Below are 22,151 nucleotides of genomic sequence, written 5' to 3'. Positions count from 1 at the left end.
TGCGCCTCCGGTTCTCCGCTCGGCGAGCGTTACTTTTCACCGGACTGTCTTGCTTTCACCAGATTGTGTTGACTGGACGGGCGATGAAACCGCCGCCCCGGCGTCTTCCGACACGTCGCACCGCCAGCCTAAGCTTGGCGGTCTGGGATCCTTAAGGCGAAATCTCGGATGCGGGCGCCTAACGCTAGGCTTCGCCGCTTTGTGTCCTCCGCTTTGTGTCCTCGGGGAACGGTCCCTCCGCCCGCGGCGCCTGCGGGCAACGAAAGACATCTTGCGCGCGACCCGCCAGCCGCGGGAACCTCCCGTTTGGCGATCTTGACTTCTACCCCCTTCCATTGACCTGCCTTACAAACCCTCCCACGGAGCTCGCGGCGGCCTCTTAGGCATGCCGGCCGGGACAGCCACCAAGCACTCCCGTTTTCGACCATCCGGTCCGGGGAGCAGGACGCCCGTCCCTCCTTCCGCGCCTCCTGCCGTCCGCACGCCGTTCAGGCGTAAAGCCTCCACGATTCGACTCGGTCCCTCCGAACTCCTCAATCACTGCGCACCTTGCTTCCGGAAGTCAGATATTTAACCAGCGCCGCTGCCGCCAATACTAAAACGACGATGACCAGCACGCAGACCAGACCCATGCCCCAAGTCATTGCGGGCGACATACCGTTCATCATGGATCACCTCGTCTTGTTGACGGCGCAGGAGGTCGCGAACTCCTGGATGGTTCGAGGTCGGCCTGGGCCACCGGCATCAGTTTCTAACGCACCGTCATCGAGACTTGGGACCGCCATGATAGCGCCAAGCTGTTCCGCCGTCGTTTGGATTCGTCGTGGGCTGCAGGCGTGACGGTATCCGGTCGTATGCGAACGCGGAATTCGGATCGCCTTGCGAGCTACCGGCCCAGCCTTGTGCGCGTTGCCTGGCCTCATTCGGCCAATAGCTCTTGTCGGTTATCGTCGATCCGGCAAATGCAGATGCCGACGCCGCTATCAGCGGCAACAATAGTGAAATCGTGAGAAGTTTTTTCGTCATGATCCGGCTCCATCAGTTCTTCGAAGCGCATCTTGTGCGCTTCTACTAATGAGTTCGGACCGTTTCGTTCGCCGGTTACAAGCTCACGCTGACGTGACCGGCAAACGCTCACCAACGCAATAGTCGTGGCCCCATTGCTGCGCCCGCTAAGGTGCAAAGCACAATCGTGCCGCCGTACCAAACCGCTACAAAAGGCAGGGAATCGTCCGCGCAATGCAGCGCATACGCCATCGCGCTAACGCCGCCCGCAACAAGCCCCGCGAAAGCACCCGTGCGAGCAAGGTTCGTAGGCGCCGCCTGTCGAACGGCCCAGATAGCGACGGCGAAAGGAACGATAGCGATGACCGGAATGGAAACAAGGCATTCGAGCCATTCGTCTCCGATGATCATCTTGGTCCAGTGCGAGCTTGGCGCCAGCCCGAGGCTGATTGCTGCAAGCGCCACGATGACAAGAAACGGCACCGCAACGAGATACGATCGAGGTTTTCGTTCTCCGCCAGGGCGCGCCAGCTTTGCGAGATAGACAAGCGCGAGGCTGGAGATCCCGACCGCGAATGAGACCTTTGCGACGACGAAACCCAGGGCGCCGGACGTCAACATGTCCGGACGGACGCCCAGCCCGAAGATCGTGATCCCCAGCGCCAGAATTGAACCTGACCCAAGCGCGATCAGAAGCGTGCGAACGACCAAGCCGCGATCGACCGGCTCGGGATTGGTACTCAGGAGGGCCACAAGCTCGTCAGTCTTCATGTCCGCGTTTCCCGGGCGATCAGCGTCGCCAGTGCCTTGAGCCCGCGGTGGATGCTCACTTTGACCCCCGGTTCGGAGATACCGCATCGTACTGCCGCCTCCGCGATGCTCAAGCCGTCCAGCTTCACGGCCTCGATGGAACACCGCATGTTTTTCGGTAGTCGCTCCATGAGCCTCCTAACATCGTAGCCACTCTCCGCGCCGACATTGTCGTCGTGCGCCATGATCGCATCGGCCTCCTCGATCGGCACGTCGGCCCGCGATGTGCGGGTACGCCGCAGGAAATCGATCAACTTGTAGCGCGCGATCGCATGGACCCAGGGCGTCAGAGGCTCGGCGGGATCATAGGTGTGCCGCTTGAAGTGGACCGCCAAGACCGCCTCCTGAACGAGATCCTCCGCCTCTGCCGCACCCCGTCCCACACTGGCGAGCTTGCCCTTGTAGTACGCCCTCAAACGGCTGCTCAATCGCTCGAGCAGCGCGCGGTGCGCGGCTGCGTCGCCGTCCAGGCTGGCAAGCATTAGCGCCTTGAGTTCGATTTCGTGGGTCGCCATGCTTGCGTATCTCTGTTAGTTCGCCGCGCCGGCGGATTTGGTTACAGCCGAAGGTGACAGGCCTCGAAAAAAGTCGGTAAGGCCTGCTGCAGCGCTTCGGCTAGGCCTCAATGCGCTTTGCTTGCCGATCTCGCCTTTTCCGCTCCTCGCATTCGTGCAGCAATTCGGGGCCGGCCCAGACCGCGGTTCCATCGTCATCCACGATAAGCGGCATGAACAAATTCAGGGTTTCGCTCAGCCGAACGACGCGGCCCAAGGCACTCTCGTTGTCCGGATGCGGCTCGCATCGCAGGACCAGGTCGCCGGATGGGCGGGAATCGACCTCAGATACTGGACCGTCGGAATACAGCAGGGTTACGGGCCCGTACTCCGGCCGCTGCTTCCAGCGCCGCAACAATTCCTGACAGGCAAGCTCGACGGCGCGCGGCACCGGCCTGAGGTCGCTTTCCCAGTATTGAACAGCGCCGCGGCTCAGCCCGAGCATCTCTCCAGCCATGACCTGATTGAGTCCCAACTTCTTCCGCCACTTCTTGAAGTCCCACTGGTCCATCACGTCATCCTGGCGCCGAGGAACGAGTGCGCGCTTCCGTCATTCCGCAGCTTGCGAGCGATGTAAATCATCTGGGCTCGCCTGTTCGTTGTTGCTCCGACCCACGGCCGAGTTCGGTGCGCGGGGCAATCGAAATCCTTTGACCAGAGCGTAAACGGCTGGAATCACGATGAGCGTCAGGATCGTCGACGAGATCATGCCGCCGATCATTGGCACGGCGATGCGTTGCATGACCTCGGAACCCGTGCCACTGCTCCACAGGATCGGTATGAGGCCTGCCATGATGGCGACAACGGTCATCATCTTAGGGCGCACCCGCTCGACGGCGCCGAGCATGATCGCTTCGTTCAAGTCCGCTCGCGTGAGCGGCTTGCCTTCGGCTTGCCGTTGGGCGTGAATCTCCTTCATCGCATGATCGAGATAGATCAGCATGATGACACCGGTCTCGGCCGCAACGCCCGCCAACGCAATGAAGCCGACGGCGACAGCGACAGACATGTTGAAACCAAGCCACCACATCAGCCAAAATCCGCCGACGAGGGCGAACGGCAGCGACAGCATCACGATCAATGTCTCGGTCAGCCGGCGGAAGTTGAGATACAGCAGCAGGAAGATGATGAGCAGCGTAACCGGCACCACGATCTTCAGCCGCGCGGTGGCGCGCTCCAGATATTCGAACTGGCCGCTCCAGACGACATAATTTCCCGGCGGAAACTGCACGCTTGCAGCCACGGCTGCCTTGGCATCGGCGACATAGCCGCCGAGATCCCGGTCGCGGATGTCGACGAAGATGTAGACCGCCAGTTGGCCGTTCTCCGTCCGGATCGACGTGGGACCGCGCGCGAGCTTGATCGCGGCAACCTCGCCCAGCGGGACCGTCCCCCCATTCGGCATCGCGACCAGGACATCCCGGGCAATCGATTGCGGGTCGCTGCGCAGGTCGCGTGGGTATCGAAGGTTGACGCCATAGCGCTCGCGACCCTCGACCGTGGTGGTGATCGTCTCTCCGCCGAGCGCCGACGAGACCGTGTCCTGCACGTCGCTCACCATCAGACCGTAGCGCGCAAGCGCCTCGCGATCCGGAACCACATCGAGATAGTAGCCTCCGATGACGCGTTCCGCGTAAGCGCTCGATGTGCCAGGCACCGCTTTCACGACGGCTTCAATCTGGCGGGCAAGCTTCTCCATTTCGACCAGGTCGGTACCCAGCACCTTGATACCGACGGGCGTGCGGATCCCGGTGGCGAGCATGTCGGTGCGGGCCTTGATCGGCATGGTCCAGGCATTGGAAACGCCCGGAAACTGAAGCGCCTTGTCTAGTTCGGCGATGAGGCCGTCGACAGTCAACCCGGCACGCCACTGCGCCTTGGGCTTGAGATTGACGATCGTCTCGAACATCTCGGTCGGCGCAGGATCGGTCGCAGTCTCGGCGCGCCCCGCTTTGCCGTAGACCGACGCGACTTCCGGAAAGGTCTTGATGACCTTGTTCTGCGTCTGCAGGATTTCCGCCGCCTTGGTTACTGATAAGCCAGGCAACGTCGTCGGCATGTACATCAGCGTGCCTTCGTTCAGGCTCGGCATGAATTCCGTTCCGAGTTGACGGGCCGGCCAGAGGCTGACGGCCAAGGCGGCGAGTGCCAGAAGTATCGTCAGCGTCTTGGCCTGCAGCACACCACGGATCAGCGGCCGATAGACCCAGATCAGGAAGTGATTGATCGGATTTTTGTGCTCCGGAATGATCTTGCCGCGCACGAACAGGACCATGAGCGCCGGCACCAGCGTGATCGACAGGATCGCCGCCGCAGCCATCGAGAACGTCTTGGTGAACGCCAGCGGGCTGAATAGCCGGCCTTCCTGCGATTCCATGGTGAAGATCGGCAGGAACGACACCGTGATGATCAGCAGGCTGAAAAACAGAGCGGGGCCGACCTCGCTCGCCGCCTCGATCAGGACTTCGAGGCGCGGCTTGTCCGGCGGCGCGCGCTCGAGATGCTTGTGGGCGTTCTCGATCATGACGATGGCGCCGTCGATCATGGCGCCGATGGCAATGGCGATCCCGCCCAGGCTCATGATGTTCGACCCGATCCCCAGCACCTTCATGGCGCCGAACGCCATCAGGATCCCGACCGGAAGCATGACTATGGCGACCAGCGCGCTGCGGACGTGCAGCAGGAAGACGATGCAGACCAGGGCAACGACGATGCTCTCTTCCGTGAGCGTCCGCTTGAGCGTCTCGATCGCGTCGTGGATCAGGTTCGAACGGTCGTAGACCGGGATGATCTCGACGCCTTTTGGCAGCGCCGACGCCATATCGGAAAGCCGCGCCTTCACATTGTCGATGACATCGAGCGCATTCTGTCCGAAGCGTTGCAGGGCGATGCCGCTGGCGACCTCGCCTTCCCCGTTGAGTTCGGTTATGCCCCGGCGTTCGTCCGGGCCGAGCTCGACCCGTGCGACATCCTTCAGCAGGACCGGCGTGCCCTTGTCGACCTTCAGCACGATGTTCGATAAGTCGGAGAGGCTCTTGACGTACCCCCTGCCCCGCACGACGAATTCGAACTCGGAAAGCTCGACGGTGCGCCCGCCCACGTCCATGTTGCTGCCGCGGACCGCATCGCGCACCTTCGCAAGCGGTATGTCGAGCGATCTCAACCGGTTCGGATCGACGATAATGTTGTATTGCCTGACGAAGCCGCCTACGCTTGCGACCTCGGCCACGCCTTCCGCTTTGGAAATTCCGTATCGGATGGTCCAGTCCTGGATCGATCGCAGATCGGCCAGCGATTTGTCCTTGGACTGCAGCGCGTACTGATAGACCCAGCCGACGCCCGTCGCATCGGGCCCCAACGTCGGCGTCACGCCGGCGGGCAATTTGCGCGCCGCGGCGTTGAGGTATTCCAGCACACGCGAACGAGCCCAGTAGATGTCGGTGCCGTCTTCGAAGATGATGTAGACGAACGAGACGCCGAAGAAGGAGAACCCGCGCACCACCTTCGACTTCGGCACCGTGAGCATGGCCGTCGTCAAGGGATAGGTGACCTGGTCCTCGATGACCTGGGGCGCCTGACCTTTGTACTCGGTGTAGACGATGACCTGAGTGTCGGAGAGGTCGGGGATCGCATCGAGAGCCGAGCGCTGCAGGGCATAGACCCCGGCCGCAACAGCGAAGACTGCGCCGATGAAAACGAGCATCAGGTTCCGGGCCGACCAATCGATGAGCCGCGCGATCATTGTGATTTCTCTCCGGTGTCGAGGCCCTTGAGCGCTGCCTTGAGATTGCTTTCGGCATCGATCAGGAAGTTGGCGGAAGAGACGACTTTGTCGTTTTCGGCGAGCCCTTCCTTGATCTCGGTCAGGCCGCCGCCGCGCCGCCCCAGCTTGACCGCGCGCGGTTCGAAACGGCCCTCGCCCTTGTCGAGAAGCACAAGCTGCCGCTCGCCGCTGTCGATGACCGCGCTGCTGGAGACTGTCACGACGGGTGCGTCCGTCCCCGTGGCGATTTCCACGTCGGCGTACATGTCGGGCCGCAGCACGTCTTCCGGATTGGACAGTTCGATTCTTATCCGCGCCGTCCGCGTTTCCGGTTTCAGGTGCGGATAGATCACAGTGATTTTCCCCGTGAACGGACGGTTCGGATAGGCGCGCAGACGCACGGTGGCGGTTTGTCCGACTTCGATGAGCGCAAGATCGCGTTCGGCAACGTCGACCATCACCCAGACGACATCATGGTCGACGATCCTGAAAAGCACGTCTCCAGGCGCTGCACGCATCCCGTTGACGGCCGTCCGCTCCACGATCTCCCCGTCCTGCGGCGCAGGCCAGTTCAGGTAGACCGGGACCTCGCGCGTCCGCTCGATGTCGGCAATAAACCCATCGGGCGCACCGAGGTTTTCGAGGCGGCGACGCGCCCCTTTCAGGGCCTGGCCGCTGATGCCGGCTTCCGGACGGGCGTTAAGGGCCGAGAGATATTCGGCGGCGGCGCTCGACAGGTTCGGGCCGTAGATGCGCATCAACGGCTGGCCCTTGCGGACGTGCATGCCGGTCGTGACGTTGTCGACGGTGTCGATGAAGCCCTCGAACCTGAGCGAGACGACGGACACGCGCCGCTCGTCCTGCTGTACCGTACCCGGTGCCCGGACCATCGTATTCAAGGTGCGGCGCTCCGCGACCTCGGTCTGGACACCTGCCTTCTGCAGCTTGCCCGCGCTCACTTTGACCGATGAGTTGTCGTCTTGTTCGCCCTCATATACGGGGAGATAATCCATCCCCATCGAATCCTTTTTCGGCGTCGGCGACGTGTCCGGAAGGCCCATAGGGTTACGATAGAATTTGATCCGCCCGCGTTCGCCGCCCTTCGCAGTCATGGCTTCCGGAGCGTGCTCCTCGAAGCTCACATCTTCGCTGGCGCGGACCGCTGAATATTCCTTGCCCGACGGCGTCTTCTTCGGCGTCATGGAATAATCGGGCGCGCCGTCCGGATCACGGTAGTAGACGATCGGTCCTGTCGCAGCCAATTGAGCGGAACTTGGCTTTGCCGCTGCGGGAAGTACGGCGGACAGCCATCCTGGAAGCGGAGCGCTCGAACGTCCGACGGCCAATCCGACCACTCCGGCGGCCAGGATCGCCGTAAAGGCTAACAAAGCACCTACTGGCCGTCTCATAGCGAACCTCCGGCCAGACGTTCCATTTCGGCGTATTTCGTTTGAAGTTCTACCTTGAGCTTCAGCAGGTCGAGCTGGACAGCGCGAAGCCTGCGCTCCGCCTCGAAGACCGAGGAAAGATCGGACGTGCCGGCCTGGAAACCGTTCCGCGCATTGTCGAGGGATGATCGTGCAGGCGGCAATTGGCGCGACGCGTAGATCTGCACGACCTTCCGCAGCGCATCGACGCTGAACCATGCGTCGGCGATCTGTCCGTCGACCCGCAGCCGCAGCGCCTCGCTGCGGGCTTGCGCGGCGCCGAGACGCGCGCCCGCCGCCCGCTGTTCGGCGTCCTTGACTTCATAGTGCAGCGGCAGCTTGACGCCGAGCATGAACTCGCCGGTATCCTCGGTCCCGGGCCGCTGCACGTATTTCGCGCCGAGCGTGACGTCGGGATAGTAGTTGAGGTCGGTAAGGGATTTGGTCTGGGCCGCGGAATTGCTCTGTGCTCCGGCCAGCGCCAGCATCGGGTTAGCAGAGCGCGCGAGTGCCTGAACCTGCGCGAGGCTGATTGCCTTGATTGCTCGAAAGCCGGTCGGCGGAGCCAAGGGCGCCAGGGACGGACGGCCGATCAGGGCATTCAGCCTGGCCGCCGCTGCCTTCTGTTCGCCTTGTCGGCGGACGACGTCGCCGTCGGCGGTAGCCGCTTCGATCTCGGCCTTGATGACGTCCTGCCGGTCGACCGATGTCGTGCCGTATCGCGAACGCAACAATCCGAGCTTCTCGTCGTACCGCCGCTTGATTTCGGTGGCGACTCCAACGGCTTCATACGCGGCATTGTATTCGCCATGCGCTGCAATGACCTGCGCGATGAGTTCGGTCACGGTGGCACGACCCTGGAATTTTGCTGCATCGGCGTCGGCCTGGGCGACATTGCGCTCGAGGCCGTATTTGCCCCAAAGCTTGATCTCCTGGTCGATGCCTATGCGGCGCTGTCCCACGCCCTGCCGGTTTACGTCCCAGGCTTCGAGAATGAGGGTCGGGTCAGCCAATACGCCTGCTGTCCCGATCTTGTGGACCGCGGCATCGAACTCGAGCGCGGCCGCCGCCACCGTCGGGTTGAGGCGTTTCGCGACCGCGACGACGCTTTCGGCGGTCGTTCCCGGCAATATCTGGTCGGCGGCCATAGCCGGGGACAACCACAGCATAGCTATGGTTGCTCCGATTGCAGCGAAGCGAGTGATTCCGGCTGAGCGAATCACGGCGTGGCCTTGAGGACGAGCTTGCTTTCGACCGTCCCGGTTTCACCCTGAACCTTGGCGCCGAGGGACAATTGCCAGCCGCCCTCCATCGTTATGGCCGCCTTGAACTTGTAGACGCCCGGCTCCGTGCTCGGCATCGCCTCGATCGAGGTCTTCATCGTCTCCATGCCGTCCGGCGCCATATCCAATCTCTTGGCGAAGATCACCGCATCGGGAACGGGCTTGCCATCGGGCTTGTGGATCAGGCGGACCGAGATGGTCGCATCCCCCTTCTTGACTGCCTTGTCGATGAGTTGGAATTCATAGTCCTTGATGTCGGCGCGGGCGAGCGTGGCCGAACCGGTCATTGCAATGCCGATTAGCACCGCCTGGAGCGCACGCGCGTAGTTGTAATTCTTCATTTTGCAGATCCTCGATGTCCTGATGTGCCGCCGAACGGCGGCATGCTTTATCCGCGCGACCCAAGGACCGCGCAGCGGCAGACGGCGTGGTGACGCCGATCAGATCGAGATTCGAGGAGGATGATCCAGAGGGGAACCCATGAGGCCGTCCGCGATCAAGTCGTCGAGGGCGAAAGACAGCCTGCGAGTCTGGAAGGAAACCTGGATAGCGTTTGTCGAGGACGGCTCAGCCTGGGCGATAGTCAGCATGCACATCGCGACAAGCGGACAATCCTGGCAGTTATTGCTCTTCTGGCCGTCCGGGCAGCACGGCATGTCGCCGGACAGCGCGGCCATATCGGTCATCTCAGCGGCAGCCAGACGCTTTGCCGCCGCCGGTGTTACCAGCGGCGCAAAGACGAGCCCTACGATCACGAAGACCGCCAGCAAACGACCGATGAGTCGGCGAAGATTCATTGCCTACCATCCCACGGGATAGGGAACTTGAGAAGGACTATCCCTTCACATCTTCGCCAGAGGCGTTTCCAGGCCAAATGAGGGTTATCGGTTAACCGAAGAAGCGCTTCAACTAGCGATTTCAGAGCCGATAAACTGCATGAATGACCGCCGGCCGGTGGCCCCGAAAAGGACCACGTCGTACTTCCGGGCGGGTCCGCCCTCCATTCCCGGCGATCCCGCCGGCATGCCTGGAACCGCAAGTCCGATGGCGGTTGGCCGTTTCTCCAACAAATGTCGCAAGGCCAAAGCGGGTACATGGCCTTCGATGACGTACCCCCCGATTTCCGCAGTGTGGCACGCTGCAAGGTCGCCCGGCACGCCGAGGCGCTTCCGGACTGCCGGAAGCTGCGCCGTCTCCTGGACAGTGACGGTGAATCCAGCGTTCTTGAGGTGTTGCACCCAACCCGTGCAGCATCCGCAATTCGGATCCTTGTGAACGAGGATGGCTGGCGTCTGCGCCGAGGCGGGATACCCCCGCGCAACCAGTCCCGCTGCGAAGATCGCGAGCGCACTTCGCCGAGTCACTGTGCTTAATTTGTACATCTTCTGGACATCCCCTGACGTTCAGCAAGGATCATATCTAGGTCTTCGCGACCGCGGGCCCAAATCCGCGTGATCAGCGTCCCTTTCGCCCTCGGAAACAGTCGGCCGGCCATCGGCCTCATGCCGCGAGCAGCTTGCTTTATTTGAGGCTGGCGGTGACCCCTCTGCAAAGGATGGCCATTAACCAGTTGTTAACCATCGCAGATGCAAAAGACCATATTGCAGCAGGGAGATTCTTCATGAACGGTCTCGAAGTGATGAGCGCTGCGCACGATGCCATCATCACGGTTGTCGTGATTTCGGCACCCTTGTTGATCGTCGGTACCGTCGTTGGCGTCGCCGTCTCGCTGTTCCAGGCCCTTACGCAAATCCAAGAGCAGACGCTCATTCAAACCCCCAAGATCCTTGCGACATTCGTTACTTTTATGATCGCGTTGCCCTTCATGGCTGAGACTTCGCATAACCAATTCTTGCGGATGGTCGCGCAAATCAGCATGCCCACCAATTGACTCTTTTGCGCGTGGCCATCCAAGCCGGTCTATGAGTATTCGTTTTCCTGGTGGCTCGGCAAGCTGCGTCTTCGAACGATGTAAGCCGCAAAGCATTCTTTCGCTGCCCTCGTCATCTGGTTGCGTTTGCTCCTCTCGCGCGGCGCAAGCCCCGTAGTGTCCGAACACTCCAGAGGGCTGGGATTCGGAAATCTGCTACACTCGGTCCAACTGAACCGGCTGATTCGGCGATCGCATGGGCGAGACCACGATTATTCATCTGTCGAGACTGATCGCGCTGGAACGCAGGCTCGACAACGTTGCCAACAACGTCGCCAACGCTGACACGACCGGCTTTCGTGCGCGCCAGCTTTCCTTTCAGGAATATCTCTCGCCGGCGAAGGAGGGCGAAGCCGACGGAAAAAGGGAGCGCCCGGTCTCGTTGGTGAATGCCGGATTCCAGTATCCGGACGTCTCCGGGGGCCCCATTCAACTCACCGGAAATCCTCTCGACGTAGCCATCGTCGGAGACGGCTATTTTGCCGTCCAGACGCCGCAGGGAGAGCGCTACACGCGGGCCGGCGCGCTTACCACCGATGCCACCGGACGCTTGGTCACTATGGAAGGCCAGCCGATCCTTTCCCGGACTGGTCCGATCACGATCGCACCCGAAGAGCGCTCATTGACGATCGCCGCCGACGGCACCATCAGTTCCCGGCAACGGATTCTCGGCAGCCTTCGCCTCGTTCGGTTCGACGGCCCTCTTCAAGCGGTGGGGTCTAACCTATTTCAGAGCCAGACTCCTGCCCTCGATATTCCGACGGGGTCCGTGAAACTGTCGGTCGGCGCTTTGGAGAAATCCAATGTCCAGAACGTCCAGGAGATGAGCCGATTGAGCGAGGTGACCAGGTCCTACGAACAGGTAGGTGGGCTCCTCAAGAATTCGCAGAGCGTCGACGATCTGAACAAGCTAGGAACCGTCCCCGACTGAATCGTCCGCGATATCAGGTTTCTGGATCTCCGGTGAGAAGCGCGATGGCCTCCTGAAGCAAAACCGAGGGCGGTTGTGTCCGGACCGTTGTCAGCGCGGCTGACGAAGTTTGCCGGCGAGCCAACCCACGGCGTCGGTCTTCATCCTCTTGCGCGCCGTCTCGTCGACGAGATCGACGATTGCCGACGGGAACGCGCAACCGGGCCGAAACCGAAATAGTCTTTGTTCGGGGGCGTCTCTAGCGGTCCCTGTTGCTCCCTCCCGAGGGCTGTGGGCCCCAGGAGCCCCCGGTTTCGCAAAGCGTCCGGGATTTGCCGGGCGCACCCTCGCCTGCATCGGAAAGCCTCCCACCGAGGTCGCGGCGGGCCCACAGGCGTATCGGTCGCGCCTTTGCCCGAGTTAGTCGGGTGCAGTGACGTCGTCGCGGGCCGCGGGCTGGCCGCTTAAGGTCGGATCGAAGCGCGCGCGTTCGAATCCCGCCGGCATTGCCAAGGACAGAGTGTCGTAGCTTGCGGTCGGCAAGAGTCAGCAGCCTGAAACATTGCCGGTGGCGTCTTGCGCGGTCGACATGATCGGCCTGATCAGCCGAGCAATCGCCAGGATTCCCTTGATGCCGTTTCCAAAGCGGGCAATGGCGTCGCGGTGGTCCCGCAACTCGCTGTATGGCAGATAACGAAGGTTGAGTTCGGCGACCCGTGAGAACGCCGGCCTGGCAAACTGCGCTCTAACTTCGCCCTCGCGGTCGTCCGGAGCCACGAGGAAGAAGTTGCGCGCTGCGGCACCATCGATGCCCAGCGCAAGGTCGAGCATCCGGACGATGCCGGAATAGATGCTGGTGGTGTGTTCGACTTCGAAAGCGGCAGCCACATCGCCGCCTTGTTCGATCCAGAGCACGTCAATGAGACGAATGGCGTCCGCAGCGCCGGCCTCGGCCAAGGCCGCGGGCAAGCGGTCGAGACAGCCGTCCGCCAGCCGCCCATCCTTGTAGGATCGCGCTCCGTCGTTCGAGGCTATCCACACCTGGAATCCAAGGGCTAAACCCAAGTCCCGCAGCCACCCTTGGATCTCGGTATGGGTATGGTCCGCCTCACGGGCTGCTGCCACCGCTTTCGAAGACGCTGCGGAATCCGCGCGGACCTGATCGAGATCGGACCTCCAGCGATCGAGGGAGCCGTCTTCTTCGCGTTCCGGAAGCGGATAGCGTCCGGTGCCGACCTCGAACAGGAACGCCGCCGCGGCTCCGAGATCGTTGGAAAGCAGATTCCGATACTGCGAGTTCAGCGCCAGGACTCCTCGGCGCATGGCGAGATACTGCTCCCAACGGCCCAATTTCACGTCCGCTCCCGTCAGGGCATTGTATCCTCTCACGATGGCGGTGTTGAACGGCGGCGCGATCGTCGGATGCAGGAAATACAGCAGATTTGCGGCTGCGGGACCGAGCCCCTTGATGGTCACCCGGTCGAGCTTCTGGATCGCTTCGATCACGTGTTCCTCGGTATTGCAGCAAAGACAGGTATCGAGGAAATTCCCGAAGGCCACCTGGTTAGGCCGATTTTCGTAGATGTCCGGGATACGGAGCTTCGGTTTCCACATGAATGCATGGTCGGCGCCCTTGAAGACCTGCCGCTGCTCGGCGATCGAATCCAGCACCGTTTCGAGCGATGAGCCGCGATAGGCGTTTCCGAACGTGTCAGCCTTGATCTCGGCGATCACCTCCTGAAGTCCGCGCCTGATAGATCGGAAATTTTTGATCCGCGCGTCCCACAGAAACCACGTCCGGTACGTCCCCCCCTCGTCATTCCTCCAATGCTGTATAAGATCTCCGACCCAAGCCTGCTCCATTCGCTAAACCACCCGTTCTAACTTCGGCGGCAGGCCATTTGGCCTCGCGCCCGGTACCCGAACTCTCGTTCAAGCTCAACCAATATACCGGACTTGTCCCTTTCCGCACAGCTAAGACGACACTTCGGGCTTGTCCTTCCGGTCTACAAACCGGACGCCGATCCGCTTCTCCTTCCGCCAGACCACCCGGCATCGGCGGCCGCCGCCTTCGAGCTCAAGGACCACGGAATCTGGAATTCCGATCGGCGACGCCACTTCGAGCGAGGCACCACTGTCCGAAAGGTTCCGGACGGTACAGCTAATGGCCCCTCCCCCGAAGGAAATCATCGCGGCCTTCAGGACTTTGTGACGCGGCGCAGACCTGTTGTCGTCTTCCATCCACATCCTCCACCTGTCTTCGGCCGACGATAGGCCGCTGTCGGCTCAGTGTTTGTGTTCACCCTTTTGCTCGGTTTGCATCGGCATCCCGGCCCCGGGCTTCTCGCCATTTTTTTCCGGCTTCTTGCCGTCCCCCTTGTCCATGGACTCCATCTCTTCGTCCGGAGGCGCCCTCGCGACCATGTCCTTGTAGTGCTCGGCGGATAGGCCGGGCAGCTTGGTGACGAATGCGACGATGCTCCAGATGGTCGCATCGTCATGTCCGAGACCCCACGCCGGCATGCCGCTCATTTTCAACCCATGTTTCGTGACCCAGAACACGGTCTTGGGATCGAAACGCTGCTCGGAAAGATTGGGCGGCTTCGGGTAAAGGCCAGGCCGGATTTCCGAATCCGATTGCTCGGGCGCAAGGTGGCAATTGACGCACATTGCCGCATATTGCCCTGCTCCCTTGAGAACAAGCTGTTCGTCCTGGAGGTCGGGTAGCTCGATCCTGCTGGCGCGTACTGCGATGGAGCGGTTACGAACGGTCTCCATCACTCTTCGGGTGATTTCCCAATGCGGCGTGTCCGCGCCGACATCGTAGAAGCCGTAGCCCACGTAGAATAGAATTCCGCCAAATAGAGCCAACGCAGCGAGGACCGCAACACCCAACCGTCTCGTCATTTAGCATCCACCTTTTGGTCTGTTGAAGGTTCTCGCCGACGGACGTCAAGTACGGCGGTTCGTTTTGCGGATGACGGTGGCCGGTCCAGCGAACGCGACCAGTTCCGGTAGAAAGCGACGCACGTCATGAGCGCCAAGCCGCCCGCGCTGACCGCGACTTGAGCGGCCAACCCATCCGAATACATTTCAAGGATGAAGTGGCCGACGAACGACAGAAAGATACCGACGCAGAACACTTCGAGGGACCGCTGGCCGCAGACGATCAACGGCTGCAGCGCCGCGGATCGCAGCCCGCTCCAATCGGACGGAACCAGACGGACCACGATGACGGCCACCGCAAGGAAGTGCAGCACCCGGTAAGGCGCGAGGTTCGTCTTGTCGTTCGGGACGAACCATTCGAGCATGCCGGTCGGCAGAAACGCTGTCGTCCCGAGACGGTCAGCGAGCGTCACGACAGCGGCAAAGACGACGAAAGCGATGCTCGCTGCAAGGACGGCACGGGACCGCGCCAGTACCTGCATGCGCGTGCGACCGCCCAGGGCCGCCCATGCACCCAGCGTGAACAGAAGCTGCCAGGCGAACGGATTGAAGTACCAGTCGCCGGAAGGATATGCCGAGAAATTCCAACCGAATAGACGCGCAGACAGGTAGACCGAGATCGAAGCCGCCAACGCCGCATTCGGCCACCGCATCATGGCGATCAGCAGCGGCGGGAAACCGGCCATCAGAACGATGTAGAGAGGAAGGACATCCAGGTTCAACGGCTTGAACTTCAGCATCAACCCTTGCGTAAGCGTGGCGACCGGCTGCTCGATCAGGCCGGCGACATTGAATTCGTCGAGAAGGTGCGAATGCCCGTAGCGCTGTGCCACGTAGCCGATCGCCGCGGCGTAGAAGACGAACAGCAGGACGTGGGCGACGTATAGCTGCCAAACGCGCCGCATCAGCAGAGCCGTTCCGGCGAGCATTCCTTGTGCGGATATCTTTCGAGCGTACACGAACGCCGCCGTGTAGCCGGAGATGAAGACGAAGATGTCGGCGGCGTCGCTGAAACCGTAGTTTCTCGTCGTCAGCCAAGCGATCGAGTTGTTGGGGATATGGTCGAGAAATATCGCCCAGTTCGCGAGACCGCGAAATAGGTCGAGACGCAGATCCCGCCCTCGCGGCGAAACGGCCTTGGAAGCTGGCATTGAACTCTTGACATTGTCCGACGATGCTGGCTCCGACGAAGCCACTGTTGTCGACGGTTCGTCAGGCGGCGATATTCTGACCGGCTGTAAAGACGGCATCGATTAGCCTGCCATCGCCCGGCAACTTTCGGCACAACGCGTACATGCCCTCACGCAGTCGTCCATCCCGCCGACGCGCTCGCAGTCCTTAGCGCATTCGGCGCAGATCTCGGCGCACTCCTCGCAGACGTGCGCATGGTGAGGCGAGTTGAGAAGCATGAAGTGCGCCGCGGTGCGGCACATTTCGGAGCAGGCCATCATCAGCCTGAAGTGCGGCGGCTCCACATGTTCGCCGCCCATTTCCAGGCAGTGGGTCATCGCCGTCCCGAGACACATCTGGTAGCAGCGCAGGCATTCGTCGATGCACGCCTGCATCTCCTTGCTCGTCTTCATCTCATTCTCTCCTTTGTTTTCCGCCGGCCCTACTGGACGTTTAGGACAAGCATCAGGCCGCCGCCGCCGTGCTGCTCAACGTTGTTGTTGGCCGTGTGATGCGGGATGTGGCAGTGCACCAGCCATTTGCCCGGCTTCCGCGCCGTCCAGACCACGTCGTAGCGCTGTCCGGGAGCGACGTTGACCGTGTCCGCCTGGTATCGCGCGCTTTCCTTGAGGTTCACCCCGTCCACGGCGACGACTTCGAACGGTCCGCCGTGCACATGCATGGGATGCACGAAGTTGTTGTTCGTGCCGATGAAGCGGAGCTTGATGGTCTGCCCGACCTTCATGGCGACGGTGTCGGTCGACGGATAGGCCTTGCCGTTGATGGTGAAGTAGTTCGGTAGCGCCCCTTCCATCAGCATCGCTGGATACGTCAGCCATTCGCGCTTCAGCCACTCCTGTAGCTGAATCGTGTAATCAAGGTCGGCCTTCACCTCGGCCGAGGGATCCTTCGGCGCGATCAGCAGCGCCCCGTAGAGCCCGAGCGCCTGCTGGCGGTCCGGATGATCGTGGCTGTGGTAGAAGTACGTGCCGCTCTGGCCCACGTCGAATTCGTAGGTGTAGGAGCCGCCCGGCGGCACCGGGTCTTGGGTGACGTTGGCTGGCCCGTCCATCTCATTCGGGACGATCAGTCCGTGCCAATGAACCGTGGTGCTCTCCGGAAGCGCATTACGGAAGTTGATGCGGACATGATCCCCCTCCGTCACCTGCAGCCGCGGTCCCGGGACCTGACGATTGTACGCGTAGGCCTCGACCGCCACGTCCGGAAGGATGTTCCATCGGATGATCTCGGCCTTGATGTCGAAGACCTTGACCCCGTTCTCGATGCGCGGCGCAAGGACCTTGTCGCCCCTCGCGTCGGGCGCCGCCACGTAGGCGACTTGACGCGGCTTCACGGCGGCCATGTCCTTCATCGCCTCGCCGGGCAGATCGAAGGTGTTGATCATCCCCGGCGGCATGATGGAGCCGTCGACGTCGCGGGCGCTGAGACCGAGGTTGACGGAAAACCCCGGTATCACCATTCCGGAGATCAGAAGGAACGACGTCACGCCGGCGAGCGCCGCCAACTGTGGAGTCGTCGCGTCGCCGCCCATCTGATGGCCCCCGCCAGGGGACGCTTCGCGGTCGCCCGACTTTTTTGCTTTCTGTTGTCCCCCATGTCCCTCCATGTGGCTCATCTGCTCATCCGACATTTGACCCGTCTCGGACTTCATTCCGGACATGTCGCGTTGTTGGCCGGCTGCCTCCGGCCGTTCGGTCATCAGGCCGTGCTTGACCTTCTTCTTCACCATCCAGACGTTGAACGGATAGGCCGTCGTGAATCCGACCATGACACCGAGAGACATCACGCCCCAGAAGACGAATTCGAGCGGATCCATGGCGCGCATGTCGCGGCCCATCATCAGCAGGCTCATCGTCGGCGCCATTCCCGCCATCATCGCGTTCATGCTGATGAATTCCGGCATGAAGCTCTTGCGGACATTTTCCCAATAGGTGCCGCCCATCATCTTCTTCATGAAGAGGGACTGGAAAATGAACAGACCGAACGAGAAACCGGCAATGTATTCGACGATAAGGTCGATCCACATCGGAAGGCCCAGCAGTGCCGTCACGGTCGCCGCCAGAATGATGCCGGTGGCATCCCCCGCAACGCAGTGAATAGTGCTCCCGACGCCCTGCTTCCAGAGGGGCGATGTGAAGTGCTCATGCTCCCCTGGACGGGGCTCCTTGTCCGCGAGCACGTAGAGCAGCAATCCGAACGGGCCCATGTAGAGGGTGACCAGGATGAAACCCCACTTCATCACCGTCGGCTCGGGATTGCCGTTGAACTGGTCGAACGCGACGTAGGCCGTAGAGCCCGCCGCGAGGACGAACCATGCGATCAGAAAATAATCGTAGGGAAGTGCGATCATGAAGTCCTCGCGGTCAGGTGTTCAGGCTGTTCAGCCGCCGTGCTTGCCGATCCAGTCCTTGAGCATGGCCTGCTCTTTGGTCTGATCCTTGACCGTCTTCTCGGCCATTTCGCGGATCATCGGGTCTTTAGTCTCCTTCAGCACCGTCTGCGACATCTCGATCGCGCCCTGATGGTGAGCGACCATCATCTTCGCCCACGCCTTCGTAGGGTCGGGATCCATTCCCTTCTTCATGTCGGCATTCATTTTTTCCATGGACTTTGTGTAGGCCGGACCGGCGTCGTCGGCGTACGAAGGCATCGATAGCGCAAACAGCACCGCGACAGACGCGGCCGAAATCTTCAGGATGTTTCGTGTCATCTCATTCTCCATTGTTTGAAAACACATTCGCAAACGGCCGGCACATATTGTTGTTCCGCGGATGTGGCGACGACATTTCCGGCTTTGGCGACGAGCGTTTGCTCAAGCACGAGCACGCGCTGTCGACAGGACCTCGCCGGACTGAGCATTTTCTAAAAAACCGGATTCATGGCCGACGTGCGCGGCAGACCTCCTGCAATTTCACGCAACGGCATGTCGCCGCGGCGGGCGGAAAAGCACTCTCCGGACAGCCTGGGTATTTGCTAAGCCTATCGTGCTGCGGCGGCGATGCGCGCTGGCTCGAACCGATCATCGGTACCTCCACGTCGCAGCGAGCAGTCGCTCTTCCCACAATGCGCTGGAGGTAGCGAAGACATTGTAGCCGACCCACGGATGCCTCTTGATCGAATCCAGCCGCTTGATTCCGTCGAGACGGTTGAACCGGCACGCCCTGGGATCGAACACAAATACTCTGAGCGACATCTCTTCGAGGAGGTGACGCGTGATGCCATGCGTCGTGTCGGATCCGTGCTCCTCGCAGATGACCACGCAATCGCGGTGCATCAGCCGTTCCGCGCCGGTCAGCGCTTCGATTTCCACGCCTTCCACATCGAGCTTGACCACCACCGGAAGCGATGCATCGACGAGCCCGCCCGCAACCAGGCTGTCCAGCGAAACGACAGGTACGGCGTCCGGCTCGTTTTCGGTCAGCCTGAGGGTCTCCAAGGCTTCATGCCTTGCGCCCGTGATCCTCACAAAACCGGCCGCCTGTCCACCGACCGCGGCGTTGAGCCATCGGAAACGGTCGCCGTTTAGGAGCGCGTTCGCGCCAAGCCGTTTCGCGTTTTCCGGAGACGATTCGATGGCGAGCGTGGGCTGCCTGCCGAAAGGCCGGCTGGACGCCAGCACGGACCAGTAACCGAAGTTCGCCCCGCAGTCGACGAAGGAGTACCTGAGGTCTGCCGCGCACCTTAAGAAGGCTTCGATTTCCTCTTCATAATCGTATCTCGGATTAAGCATTCTGCTCCAGTATCCGTCGCAGAACGGGATGGCGAAGTCGGCATCCTCGTTCAACCGGACGATGATGTCGCGATCGGCAACGACGGTCGCGACCGCCTTGCAACCGTGCCTGTAGCCGCGATGTCCGTAAGGTCGCGTGATGACGGATCCGGCCTGAAGGGCCAGCACCGCGACGCGGTCGATCACGCCGGCGCCGCTCAGCCTTCCGCTCTTGCGATCGAAAGCGAGCGGCCGTTCGGCCGCAACTCCGTCAGCCTGGCGCAACGACGCCTCCATCCTTTCCTCCAAGATCCGCTTCTCGACCCGGTGCCGCCGGCTCACGCAGCGCGGCGGCACCGGCCGTTCCGGGGTTACTTGCCCTTCTGCATCTTCGTGATCGTGATGCCGGCGGTCGCCCGTTCGGCTTCGAACTGGACCTTGTCGCCGACCTTGACCTGCTTGAGCATCCCCGGATCCTGCACCCGGAAGACCATGGTCATGCCGTCTTCGTCCATATCGAGGTTCTTGATGGGGCCGTGCTTCAACGTGATCTTGCCGGCGGTCTCGTCGATCTTCTTCACCTCGCCGTTGACCATTGCGTTCTGGGCGAACGCCGCGGTCGAAATTGTCGCTAGAACGACGGCGAAAACCGCTGCTGGAAGTTTGTTCTTCATGATGTTTTCCTTGGCTTTGTCGGGATCACTTGACGACGATCGTGCCGACCATGCCGGCTTCGCGATGACCCGGGATTAGGCACGAATATTCGAACTCTCCGGGCTTGCTGAACTTCCAGACGATCTCGTCGGTCTTCTTGGGGGCAAGCCGCTTGCCGTTCGGGTCGTCGTGCTCCATGTCCGGATTCTTCTTCATGGCCTCCGCATGCTTGAGATTTTCGGCGGTCGTCGCGAGGATGAATTCATGGTCGAGTTCGCCATTGTTGCGGAGCATGAACTTGACCTGCTCGCCCGTCTTGATCTCCAGTTTTGCGGGCATGAACATCATCTTCCCGCCCGTCTCGCCCATGGTCACCTGGACGATCCGGGCGGGCTTCTTGGCATCGCCGGGCTCGCCGGCGGAGAACGTCTCGTCGTGGCTGTGGCTGTGGCCGGCCGGACCCTCGCCCGCCCAAACGGCGGTACCGCCTGCCAGCAGTAAACCCGCGAATGCCGAAGCGACGGCTTGATTGATGGTCTTCATTAGTCTTCTCCTGTCTGATGTTGAGTTCGAAAAGGCGTCCGGATCACATGCCCTTCATGCCTTTCATTCCTTTCATGCCCTTCATTTGCGTCGTCCCGCCTTCCTCCTTGCCGCCGTTCTGGCGGGGAGCCGCTGAGGCGGGCGCATCGACTTCGTATGCGACCGTGCCTTGCGGATTTTTGTAGGGGCCCGGGTCCTTGTAATCGTCGCGGGCCATTCCTTCCCGGATCTTCATCACGGAGAACATGCCGCCCATTTCGATGGGGCCGAACTGACCGGAGCCCGACATCATCATGAGCGTGTTGTCCGGCATCGGCATCTCCATCTCGCCCATGGCCATTCCGGTCGAACCCATCACCATCGCGTCCGGAGCAAGCTTGCCGACAGCCTTGGCGAGATCCTTCTTCGACACACCGATCATGTTGCGCATGTCGTGCCCCATCGAGTTCATGGTGTGGTGCGACTTGTGGCAGTGGAATGCCCAGTCGCCGGGATTGTCCGCGAGCACGTCGAAGGCGCGGACCGCTCCGACGGGAACGTCGGTCGTCGTCTCCGGCAACTGCGCGCTTTCTGGCACCCAGCCGCCGTCGGTGCAGGTCACCGCGAAGCTGTGCCCGTGCAGATGGATCGGATGGTTTGTCATCGTGAGATTTCCGATGCGCACCCGTACCTTGTCACCCAGGCGGACGGGCAGCGGATCGATGCCGGGAAACACGCGGCTGTTCCACGTCCACATGTTGAAGTCGGTCATCTCGTTGACCTTCGGCAGGTAGGTGCCGGGGTCGATGAGATACGTGCTCATGATGAAGACGAAGTCGCGGTCGACGGGCCGGAAGGTCTGGTCCCGGGGGTGGACAATGAACATGCCCATCATGCCCATCGCCATCTGCACCATCTCGTCCGAGTGCGGGTGGTACATGAACGTCCCGCTCGTCTTGATCTGGAATTCGTAGACGAAGGTCTTGCCGGGTTTGATGTGAGGCTGGTTGAGGCCGCCCACCCCGTCCATGCCGTTCGGTACGATCATGCCGTGCCAGTGCACGGTGGTATGCTCGGGCAGCTTGTTGGTGACGAAGATCCGGACCTTGTCGCCTTCGACCGCCTCGATGGTCGGACCGGGCGATTGCCCGTTGTATCCCCACAAGTAGGCCTTCATGCCCTCAGCGAACTCGCGCACGACCGGTTCGGCGACGAGATGGAATTCCTTCCAGTCCCCGTTCATCCGCCACGGCAGCGACCATCCGTTCAACGTCACGACCGGCCGATAGTCCGGACCGGACGTCGGATGCAGCGGCGGCTGCATTACCGCCTTTTCCATGAAGGGCGCTTCCGGAATGTTGGCCGCCTGCACCCGGCCGCTCACCGCGCTCGCGCTTATCAGCGCGGCCGTTCCGATGAATCCTCTACGCGATAGCATGATTGTCTC

General features: G+C 61.4%; 24 protein-coding genes. 2 read left to right on the top strand and 22 right to left on the bottom strand.

Annotated features, from left to right (window positions below):
* Positions 1–533: 533 nt before the first annotated feature.
* The 11 genes from AB4Z37_RS25760 to AB4Z37_RS25710 form a co-directional block, all read right to left on the bottom strand.
* Positions 534–668, bottom strand: coding sequence for a hypothetical protein (locus AB4Z37_RS25760; protein WP_256372041.1), 135 nt, complete (start codon positions 666–668; stop codon positions 534–536).
* A gap of 94 nt (positions 669–762) precedes the next feature.
* A complete protein-coding gene (locus AB4Z37_RS25755; RefSeq protein WP_441519554.1) occupies positions 763–1,026 on the bottom strand; it encodes a hypothetical protein in 264 nt (87 codons plus the stop codon).
* A 108-nt stretch (positions 1,027–1,134) separates the two neighbouring features.
* Positions 1,135–1,776: an NrsF family protein gene (locus tag AB4Z37_RS25750; protein WP_441519553.1), complete on the bottom strand. Its 642-nt coding sequence runs from the start codon at positions 1,774–1,776 to the stop codon at positions 1,135–1,137.
* Complete coding sequence (locus AB4Z37_RS25745; RefSeq protein ID WP_441519552.1) at positions 1,773–2,330, bottom strand: sigma-70 family RNA polymerase sigma factor; 558 nt, start codon at positions 2,328–2,330, stop codon at positions 1,773–1,775. The genes AB4Z37_RS25750 and AB4Z37_RS25745 overlap by 4 nt, the downstream gene beginning before the upstream one ends.
* A 100-nt stretch (positions 2,331–2,430) precedes the next feature.
* On the bottom strand, positions 2,431–2,880 hold the full coding sequence (locus AB4Z37_RS25740) for a helix-turn-helix domain-containing protein (RefSeq protein ID WP_441519551.1): 450 nt from the start codon (positions 2,878–2,880) through the stop codon (positions 2,431–2,433).
* A 39-nt stretch (positions 2,881–2,919) separates the two neighbouring features.
* The gene (locus AB4Z37_RS25735; RefSeq protein ID WP_441519550.1) at positions 2,920–6,111 is read right to left on the bottom strand and encodes an efflux RND transporter permease subunit; all 3,192 of its coding nucleotides are present in this window, start codon (positions 6,109–6,111) and stop codon (positions 2,920–2,922) included.
* Positions 6,108–7,541: an efflux RND transporter periplasmic adaptor subunit gene (locus tag AB4Z37_RS25730; protein WP_441519549.1), complete on the bottom strand. Its 1,434-nt coding sequence runs from the start codon at positions 7,539–7,541 to the stop codon at positions 6,108–6,110. Before AB4Z37_RS25730 ends, AB4Z37_RS25735 begins: the two co-directional genes overlap by 4 nt.
* Positions 7,538–8,707 carry a TolC family protein gene (locus AB4Z37_RS25725; RefSeq protein WP_441519548.1) on the bottom strand — a complete coding sequence of 390 codons (1,170 nt, stop codon included), beginning with the start codon at positions 8,705–8,707 and terminating at the stop codon, positions 7,538–7,540. The genes AB4Z37_RS25730 and AB4Z37_RS25725 overlap by 4 nt, the downstream gene beginning before the upstream one ends.
* Before the next feature lie 71 nt (positions 8,708–8,778).
* Complete coding sequence (locus AB4Z37_RS25720; protein WP_441519547.1) at positions 8,779–9,183, bottom strand: FixH family protein; 405 nt, start codon at positions 9,181–9,183, stop codon at positions 8,779–8,781.
* A gap of 99 nt (positions 9,184–9,282) precedes the next feature.
* Complete coding sequence (locus AB4Z37_RS25715) at positions 9,283–9,639, bottom strand: hypothetical protein (protein WP_441519546.1); 357 nt, start codon at positions 9,637–9,639, stop codon at positions 9,283–9,285.
* Positions 9,640–9,747: 108 nt separating this feature from the next.
* Positions 9,748–10,224, bottom strand: a complete 477-nt coding sequence (locus AB4Z37_RS25710) for a DUF411 domain-containing protein (RefSeq protein ID WP_441519545.1) — start codon at positions 10,222–10,224, stop codon at positions 9,748–9,750.
* 239 nt (positions 10,225–10,463) lie between these two features.
* Between AB4Z37_RS25710 and AB4Z37_RS25705 the strand changes: the two genes are divergently transcribed.
* A complete protein-coding gene (locus tag AB4Z37_RS25705; protein ID WP_441519544.1) occupies positions 10,464–10,733 on the top strand; it encodes a flagellar biosynthetic protein FliQ in 270 nt (89 codons plus the stop codon).
* Between the two features lie 235 nt (positions 10,734–10,968).
* Positions 10,969–11,703: a flagellar basal-body rod protein FlgF gene (gene flgF, locus AB4Z37_RS25700; protein WP_441519543.1), complete on the top strand. Its 735-nt coding sequence runs from the start codon at positions 10,969–10,971 to the stop codon at positions 11,701–11,703.
* 525 nt (positions 11,704–12,228) lie between these two features.
* Here flgF and AB4Z37_RS25695 read toward each other — a convergent pair.
* From AB4Z37_RS25695 to AB4Z37_RS25645, 11 genes are all read right to left on the bottom strand, one after another.
* Positions 12,229–13,545 (bottom strand): type II restriction endonuclease, encoded by a 1,317-nt coding sequence (locus tag AB4Z37_RS25695; RefSeq protein ID WP_441519542.1) that lies wholly within the window; start codon positions 13,543–13,545, stop codon positions 12,229–12,231.
* A 111-nt stretch (positions 13,546–13,656) separates the two neighbouring features.
* Positions 13,657–13,923, bottom strand: a complete 267-nt coding sequence (locus AB4Z37_RS25690) for a PilZ domain-containing protein (protein WP_441519541.1) — start codon at positions 13,921–13,923, stop codon at positions 13,657–13,659.
* Between the two features lie 45 nt (positions 13,924–13,968).
* The gene (locus AB4Z37_RS25685; RefSeq protein WP_441519540.1) at positions 13,969–14,589 is read right to left on the bottom strand and encodes a c-type cytochrome; all 621 of its coding nucleotides are present in this window, start codon (positions 14,587–14,589) and stop codon (positions 13,969–13,971) included.
* Positions 14,586–15,779, bottom strand: a complete 1,194-nt coding sequence (locus AB4Z37_RS25680; protein WP_441519539.1) for an OpgC family protein — start codon at positions 15,777–15,779, stop codon at positions 14,586–14,588. Before AB4Z37_RS25680 ends, AB4Z37_RS25685 begins: the two co-directional genes overlap by 4 nt.
* Before the next feature lie 102 nt (positions 15,780–15,881).
* The gene (locus tag AB4Z37_RS25675; protein ID WP_441519538.1) at positions 15,882–16,211 is read right to left on the bottom strand and encodes a four-helix bundle copper-binding protein; all 330 of its coding nucleotides are present in this window, start codon (positions 16,209–16,211) and stop codon (positions 15,882–15,884) included.
* 29 nt (positions 16,212–16,240) lie between these two features.
* A complete protein-coding gene (locus AB4Z37_RS25670; protein WP_441519537.1) occupies positions 16,241–18,169 on the bottom strand; it encodes a DUF4396 domain-containing protein in 1,929 nt (642 codons plus the stop codon).
* Positions 18,170–18,199: 30 nt separating this feature from the next.
* On the bottom strand, positions 18,200–18,529 hold the full coding sequence (locus AB4Z37_RS25665; protein ID WP_441519536.1) for a DUF305 domain-containing protein: 330 nt from the start codon (positions 18,527–18,529) through the stop codon (positions 18,200–18,202).
* A 309-nt stretch (positions 18,530–18,838) separates the two neighbouring features.
* Positions 18,839–19,825, bottom strand: a complete 987-nt coding sequence (locus tag AB4Z37_RS25660; protein WP_441519535.1) for an FkbM family methyltransferase — start codon at positions 19,823–19,825, stop codon at positions 18,839–18,841.
* 74 nt (positions 19,826–19,899) lie between these two features.
* Positions 19,900–20,202: a copper-binding protein gene (locus AB4Z37_RS25655; RefSeq protein WP_441519534.1), complete on the bottom strand. Its 303-nt coding sequence runs from the start codon at positions 20,200–20,202 to the stop codon at positions 19,900–19,902.
* Between the two features lie 25 nt (positions 20,203–20,227).
* The gene (locus tag AB4Z37_RS25650; protein ID WP_441519533.1) at positions 20,228–20,725 is read right to left on the bottom strand and encodes a cupredoxin domain-containing protein; all 498 of its coding nucleotides are present in this window, start codon (positions 20,723–20,725) and stop codon (positions 20,228–20,230) included.
* Positions 20,726–20,768: 43 nt separating this feature from the next.
* On the bottom strand, positions 20,769–22,142 hold the full coding sequence (locus tag AB4Z37_RS25645; RefSeq protein WP_100554761.1) for a multicopper oxidase family protein: 1,374 nt from the start codon (positions 22,140–22,142) through the stop codon (positions 20,769–20,771).
* Positions 22,143–22,151: the final 9 nt, after the last annotated feature.

Source organism: Bradyrhizobium sp. 2TAF24 (assembly GCF_052115025.1).
In the GTDB taxonomy this organism is placed as follows: Bacteria; Pseudomonadota; Alphaproteobacteria; order Rhizobiales; family Xanthobacteraceae; genus Bradyrhizobium_A.
This window is presented reverse-complemented; position numbering and strand designations above follow the sequence as displayed.

What these genes read in the sequence shown, in the direction of transcription:
- AB4Z37_RS25705 (WP_441519544.1), top strand. Translation starts at nt 10,464, where the DNA reads ATGAACGGTCTCGAAGTGATGAGCGCTGCGCACGATGCCATCATCACG.
- AB4Z37_RS25725 (WP_441519548.1), bottom strand. Translation starts at nt 8,707, where the DNA reads ATGGCCGCCGACCAGATATTGCCGGGAACGACCGCCGAAAGCGTCGTC.
- AB4Z37_RS25715 (WP_441519546.1), bottom strand. Translation starts at nt 9,639, where the DNA reads ATGAATCTTCGCCGACTCATCGGTCGTTTGCTGGCGGTCTTCGTGATC.
- flgF (WP_441519543.1), top strand. Translation starts at nt 10,969, where the DNA reads ATGGGCGAGACCACGATTATTCATCTGTCGAGACTGATCGCGCTGGAA.
- AB4Z37_RS25655 (WP_441519534.1), bottom strand. Translation starts at nt 20,202, where the DNA reads ATGAAGAACAAACTTCCAGCAGCGGTTTTCGCCGTCGTTCTAGCGACA.
- AB4Z37_RS25730 (WP_441519549.1), bottom strand. Translation starts at nt 7,541, where the DNA reads ATGAGACGGCCAGTAGGTGCTTTGTTAGCCTTTACGGCGATCCTGGCC.
- AB4Z37_RS25710 (WP_441519545.1), bottom strand. Translation starts at nt 10,224, where the DNA reads ATGTACAAATTAAGCACAGTGACTCGGCGAAGTGCGCTCGCGATCTTC.
- AB4Z37_RS25660 (WP_441519535.1), bottom strand. Translation starts at nt 19,825, where the DNA reads ATGGAGGCGTCGTTGCGCCAGGCTGACGGAGTTGCGGCCGAACGGCCG.
- AB4Z37_RS25755 (WP_441519554.1), bottom strand. Translation starts at nt 1,026, where the DNA reads ATGACGAAAAAACTTCTCACGATTTCACTATTGTTGCCGCTGATAGCG.
- AB4Z37_RS25670 (WP_441519537.1), bottom strand. Translation starts at nt 18,169, where the DNA reads ATGATCGCACTTCCCTACGATTATTTTCTGATCGCATGGTTCGTCCTC.
- AB4Z37_RS25685 (WP_441519540.1), bottom strand. Translation starts at nt 14,589, where the DNA reads ATGACGAGACGGTTGGGTGTTGCGGTCCTCGCTGCGTTGGCTCTATTT.
- AB4Z37_RS25720 (WP_441519547.1), bottom strand. Translation starts at nt 9,183, where the DNA reads ATGAAGAATTACAACTACGCGCGTGCGCTCCAGGCGGTGCTAATCGGC.
- AB4Z37_RS25645 (WP_100554761.1), bottom strand. Translation starts at nt 22,142, where the DNA reads ATGCTATCGCGTAGAGGATTCATCGGAACGGCCGCGCTGATAAGCGCG.
- AB4Z37_RS25675 (WP_441519538.1), bottom strand. Translation starts at nt 16,211, where the DNA reads ATGAAGACGAGCAAGGAGATGCAGGCGTGCATCGACGAATGCCTGCGC.
- AB4Z37_RS25750 (WP_441519553.1), bottom strand. Translation starts at nt 1,776, where the DNA reads ATGAAGACTGACGAGCTTGTGGCCCTCCTGAGTACCAATCCCGAGCCG.
- AB4Z37_RS25745 (WP_441519552.1), bottom strand. Translation starts at nt 2,330, where the DNA reads ATGGCGACCCACGAAATCGAACTCAAGGCGCTAATGCTTGCCAGCCTG.
- AB4Z37_RS25690 (WP_441519541.1), bottom strand. Translation starts at nt 13,923, where the DNA reads ATGGAAGACGACAACAGGTCTGCGCCGCGTCACAAAGTCCTGAAGGCC.
- AB4Z37_RS25740 (WP_441519551.1), bottom strand. Translation starts at nt 2,880, where the DNA reads ATGGACCAGTGGGACTTCAAGAAGTGGCGGAAGAAGTTGGGACTCAAT.
- AB4Z37_RS25760 (WP_256372041.1), bottom strand. Translation starts at nt 668, where the DNA reads ATGATGAACGGTATGTCGCCCGCAATGACTTGGGGCATGGGTCTGGTC.
- AB4Z37_RS25735 (WP_441519550.1), bottom strand. Translation starts at nt 6,111, where the DNA reads ATGATCGCGCGGCTCATCGATTGGTCGGCCCGGAACCTGATGCTCGTT.
- AB4Z37_RS25650 (WP_441519533.1), bottom strand. Translation starts at nt 20,725, where the DNA reads ATGAAGACCATCAATCAAGCCGTCGCTTCGGCATTCGCGGGTTTACTG.
- AB4Z37_RS25665 (WP_441519536.1), bottom strand. Translation starts at nt 18,529, where the DNA reads ATGACACGAAACATCCTGAAGATTTCGGCCGCGTCTGTCGCGGTGCTG.
- AB4Z37_RS25695 (WP_441519542.1), bottom strand. Translation starts at nt 13,545, where the DNA reads ATGGAGCAGGCTTGGGTCGGAGATCTTATACAGCATTGGAGGAATGAC.
- AB4Z37_RS25680 (WP_441519539.1), bottom strand. Translation starts at nt 15,779, where the DNA reads ATGCCAGCTTCCAAGGCCGTTTCGCCGCGAGGGCGGGATCTGCGTCTC.